At 41.2% G+C, this 5,020-nt stretch carries 5 protein-coding genes; 2 read left to right on the top strand and 3 right to left on the bottom strand.

All coding sequences use genetic code 11. The annotated features are described in order from the left end of the window. Positions 1-153 precede the first annotated feature (153 nt). Together QM629_RS07165 and QM629_RS07160 are read right to left on the bottom strand one after the other, a co-directional pair. On the bottom strand, positions 154-768 hold the full coding sequence (locus QM629_RS07165) for an alpha/beta hydrolase (RefSeq protein WP_415158646.1): 615 nt from the start codon (positions 766-768) through the stop codon (positions 154-156). 320 nt (positions 769-1,088) lie between these two features. Next, positions 1,089-2,087 carry a bifunctional riboflavin kinase/FAD synthetase gene (locus QM629_RS07160; protein WP_415158644.1) on the bottom strand — a complete coding sequence of 333 codons (999 nt, stop codon included), beginning with the start codon at positions 2,085-2,087 and terminating at the stop codon, positions 1,089-1,091. Between the two features lie 302 nt (positions 2,088-2,389). Between QM629_RS07160 and QM629_RS07155 the strand changes: the two genes are divergently transcribed. Both QM629_RS07155 and fcl read left to right on the top strand, forming a co-directional pair. Further along, the gene (locus tag QM629_RS07155; RefSeq protein ID WP_415158642.1) at positions 2,390-3,604 is read left to right on the top strand and encodes an AIR synthase related protein; all 1,215 of its coding nucleotides are present in this window, start codon (positions 2,390-2,392) and stop codon (positions 3,602-3,604) included. A 6-nt stretch (positions 3,605-3,610) separates the two neighbouring features. Next, on the top strand, positions 3,611-4,549 hold the full coding sequence (gene fcl, locus QM629_RS07150) for a GDP-L-fucose synthase (protein ID WP_415158640.1): 939 nt from the start codon (positions 3,611-3,613) through the stop codon (positions 4,547-4,549). Between the two features lie 3 nt (positions 4,550-4,552). Here the strand turns inward: fcl and QM629_RS07145 are convergent, their stop codons facing one another. Then, positions 4,553-4,774, bottom strand: a complete 222-nt coding sequence (locus QM629_RS07145) for a hypothetical protein (RefSeq protein ID WP_415158638.1) — start codon at positions 4,772-4,774, stop codon at positions 4,553-4,555. Positions 4,775-5,020: the final 246 nt, after the last annotated feature.

Below are 5,020 nucleotides of genomic sequence, written 5' to 3'. Positions count from 1 at the left end.
TTGTATAGTAGCAAAAACAGCTATTTTTTATTGGCTTTGACATCAAATTCAGCGAAATCATCCAATTTTTTCTATTTAAAAATGGCAATGGTGATTGAAAATATTAAATCTAGACAGCTTCTAAGGCAATAAAGATTGTTTTTACGCTTGCATTTACTTAAAAACAAGCTCATTTGCCAGGTCAATTTCATCCTTAATAATTGTATGCCCCATATTGTTATATACTTTCTCTGTAACATCAGCGCCCATATTTTTTAAAATATGGGTTGTGGCATATACCCGCGCTGCAGGCACATGAAAATCGGGATCGCTTGTACCGATGAAAACAGGCATTGCATCAAAATTGCCTTTATAATTTTCAGCATAAATTTTATCGCCGATCAGCCCGCCGGTGAATATGACTGCACCGCCATATTTTGCAGCATGGCGTGCAATGAACTCCAACGCTAAACATGCGCCCTGCGAAAAGCCCATGAAATAAATATCTTTTTTCGCAATTCCTCTTTTCATGGCGGCATCAACCGTTTTGCCCACTAATTCCAACGCAGCGCTCAGCCAGGGCTCATTTTCCCGGGGCGGAGCTAAAAAAGAATACGGATACCACGTATTGTTTGCAGCCTGGGGTGCAAAGAGGGCATACGCTTTTACATTCAAATGCGTGGCAAGCGACAAAATATCTTCTGCGCTGCCGCCCCTGCCATGCAGCATGATCAATGCTTTTGTTGCATTGTTTATATTGCCTGTCTGTATAATAATTTCTTTATGCATGATTGCTGTTAAAGTTTACATATCATTATTGTCCGGGTAAAATTTTTAACCAGACAATAATGTTTACATATAAAATAAGAGCTTAAAGAATTTGAAAAGAGAAAACTTGTTTATACCTTTAAATAAACCGAACAGATGCAATAGATGCATATAAATTACATGGAATAAAGTATTGTAATGGCTCTATTGTTATGTCAATAATGAATGCCGTATTTAAAGTGGGGAGTGAGGGTCAGTTGTGAGTGTTGAATTACTTACTATTCACTGCTGATAACTCACACTTAACTTAGCACCATCCAGATTTGATGCTTTTCATTAAGTCAGCCCTTTTTAAGGCCCTCAAAATATTGCAGGCTGTTTTGCTTGTCTATATCAATCTGGTTCACCAGTTCTTCCAGCGAATTAAATTTTTCTTCTTTACGCAGATATTGACAAACAAAAACCTTCATGATACAACCATAAATATCTTCATTAAAATTAAAGATATTCATTTCAATGGTACGGTCTTTTCCATTTACAGTTGGACGAATGCCGATGCTCATCATGCCCTGGAGAAGCGGTGAGCGGTGAGCGGTGAGCGGTGAGCCAACAATTGATCTTTCATTATTCACTGTTGCCTTCTCTCCTATCTCCGCCTCCGCCACGTAAATGCCGTTGGCCGGCACCAGCTTATCTTCATCATGAATAATAATATTTGCTGTTGGGTAACCAAGCGTTCTGCCCAGTTTGTTTCCATCCACCACCATGCCTTCAAAAAAATATTTATAGCCCAAATAGCTGTTGGCTGTTTCTATTTCACCGGCCAGCAAAGCTTCGCGAATGCGCGTGGAGCTTACGGTAATATCGTTAATAAGCCGCTCGGGAATTTCCTTCACCGTAAAGCCAAGCGTTTTCCCAAAACGTTCCAGCAAATGATAATCGCCTGCCCTGTTTTTACCAAAGCGGTGATCGTAACCGATGATGAGCGTATGCGGCCTGCATTTTTCAAACAAAAAATTAACAACATATTCGTCAGGTGTTTGTTCCGAAAAACTTTTGTCGAAAGGAACAACGATCAAATGATCAATGCCGAAAGATGAAAGCAAACTTATTTTTTCATCAGGCGTGTTCAGCAGGTAAACGGGATTTTTTGCAGTAACTACAGAACGGGGGTGCGGGTGAAAAGTTATGATGATGGTTTCGCCGTTTATTCTTTCAGCCTCTTCTTTTAATTGTTTTATTATTTGCTGATGGCCAAGGTGCACGCCATCAAACGTGCCGATGGTTACAACCGAATTTTTAAACTGTGGTAAATTATTTATGGAACGATGCACCTGCATAAAGGCAAATATAAGCCCCGGCCCTAAAGGGTGTTATTAAAGTTGTTTATAATTAATAGTATCAAAACTTATTTTTGCCGCGATGAAACCGAGCATGATAATTTTTCTCACACAACCTGTCCCGAACCAGCTTCGGGAGGGGAATGCCTGCCTGCCGGTGAGGCAGGTACATAGCGAGGTTCCATGAGACCATTGAAAAATCAAACTTGTACGAATGAAACCGAGCATGATAATTTTTTCTCACACAGGGGAATGTACATAGCGAGGTTCCATGAGGCCATTGAAAAATCAAACATTTACGAATGAAAACAAACAGTCAGCAGGTTCAATACACCCCTTCAGGGGATGGGGGAAACGGCCTTTATGCCAGGCGTGGTGTTTCTGCCCAGAAAGAAGAAGTGCATGCTGCCATAAAAAACCTGGATAAGGGTTTATATGAATTTGCCTTCTGCAAAATATATCCTGATTTTATTGGTAATGATGATGCATATATAAACGTGATGCATGCCGATGGCGCCGGCACCAAAAGCATTCTCGCCTATTTGTACTGGAAAGAAACCGGCGATATTACTGTTTGGAAAGGCATTGCGCAGGATGCTATCGTAATGAACCTCGATGACCTGCTTTGTGTGGGCATTTATGATAACATTATTTTTTCTTCCACCATTGACAGGAATAAATTACTTATACCCGGCGACGTGCTGGAACAGGTAATTAATGCCTCCCAGGATTTCTTTAACCGCATGCAATCATTCGGCATCAACATTCATTTTCTTGGTGGCGAAACAGCCGATGTTGGCGATGTGGTGCGCACCATTGCCGTGAACGGAACCATGATGGCAAGATGGCCGAAAAATAAAATCATCACCAATGAAAAAATAAAGCCGGGCAATGTGATTGTTGGTTTTGCCAGCAGCGGCCAGGCGGTATATGAAGATGCTTACAACAGCGGCATAGCGAGCAATGGCTTAACCAGCGCCCGCCACGATGTGCTGCATAAATTTTATGCTAAAAAATACCCGGAAACCTTCGAGCCTTCCTTAAGCGATGATGTTGTATATATTGGCAGGAATAAATTCAATGATGTAATTGATAGCTCACAGCTTAACATCGGTAACCTTCTGCTCAGCCCAACCCGCACGTATGCGCCATTAATGAAAGTATTGCTTGAGAAATATTTTGAAAAGATAGATGGCGTTATTCATTGCAGCGGCGGCGGCCAGACAAAATGCATGAAGTATTTGCCGCAGCCATTAAAAATTATAAAAGACAATTTGTTTGAAGCACCTGAAATTTTTCAGATCATACAGGAAAATTCAAAAGCCAATGATAAAGAAATGTACCAGGTGTTTAACATGGGCCACCGCCTTGAAATTTTTACAGATGCAGCAACAGCCGCAGCTTTAATTGAGGAAGCAAAGCAATTTAATATAGAAGCCAGGGTTGTTGGCCGTGTGAAGGCTGCGGAAAAGAAAGAACTGGAACTGCATGTAAACGGAAACGTTATTACGTACTAAATCATCATGAACAAAGATTCAAAAATCTACATAGCCGGGCACAGCGGCATGGTGGGTTCTGCTATTTTAAGAAAGCTGCAAAGCCTCGGTTACAGCAATTTTGTTTTGAGAACATCGAAGGAATTAGACCTGCGCAACCAGCAGGCAGTGGCAGGTTTTTTTGCTGAAGAAAAACCTGAATATGTTTTTTTAGCCGCGGCAAAAGTGGGCGGTATTGTTGCCAATAATACGTACCGTGCGGATTTTTTGTATGATAACCTGCAGATTCAAAACAACATTATTCATGCTTCTTATGAAAACAATGTAAAGAAATTGTTGTTTCTCGGTTCAAGCTGTATCTATCCTAAAATGGCGCCGCAGCCGATAAAAGAAGATTATCTTTTAACCGGCCTGCTTGAACAGACGAATGAGCCTTACGCCATTGCAAAGATTGCAGGATTGAAATTATGCGATGCTTACCGCGACCAATATGGCTGCAATTATATTTCGGCTATGCCCACCAATTTATATGGCATTAACGATAACTATCATCCTGAAAATTCGCATGTATTGCCAGCGTTGATACGGCGTTTTCATGAAGCTAAAATAAATAACGCTGCATCTGTAACCATCTGGGGCAGCGGCTCGCCGCTTCGCGAATTTATGTTTGCCGACGACCTTGCCGATGCCTGCATTTACCTCATGGATAATTATGATGAAAAGGGTTTGATAAACATTGGAACCGGCGAAGAAGTTTCTATAAAAGAGCTGGCTTTGCTTATAAAAGATATTGTGGGATATAAAGGTGAAATAAAATTTGATACATCAAAACCTGATGGCACGCCAAGAAAGCTGCTGGATGTTTCAAAATTGCATGGCAAAGGATGGAAACATACCACGCATTTAAAACAAGGCATTAAGCTGGCGTACGAAAACTTCCTCACAACAAAATCTGCAGAACGGTAAGCTTTAAAAACCAATCACGGTTTTCAGCTTTCCCCATAATTCATTATCAAAACCCGATAAGGCTGCCGGGAAACCGCCGGCGCGTTCACCCATTCTTATTACCACCAGTTGCTGCGACGGAACAACATATATCTTCTGGTCGTTCTTGCCCAATGCTGCATACATATCAGCGGGTGCATTGGGTATAAGCGGGCCGGGCAAAACCAATTGCGATCCTGGCACCATATAACTGCTTTTGCCATTAAGCCAGGTTAAATAACCATAACTTAAATTAACGTGAGTTCGGGATAAGCTTAGATTGTTATTTCTACCTCATCCCAAGCCTTTTATTTCGTGCGTATATATTTTTTAATTGCCGCAATGAATGCTTTGCATTTCCAAAGGAAAAGGGCAGGAAAAAAACATGATTTTTTGCATGTTTTATGAGTTTTAGGGCGTCGGAAGTCCTCTCCTTTGGAGAACCTGTCCCGG

This window comes from Parafilimonas sp. (genome assembly GCF_047606085.1).
In the GTDB taxonomy this organism is placed as follows: Bacteria; Bacteroidota; Bacteroidia; order Chitinophagales; family Chitinophagaceae; genus Parafilimonas.
This window is presented reverse-complemented; position numbering and strand designations above follow the sequence as displayed.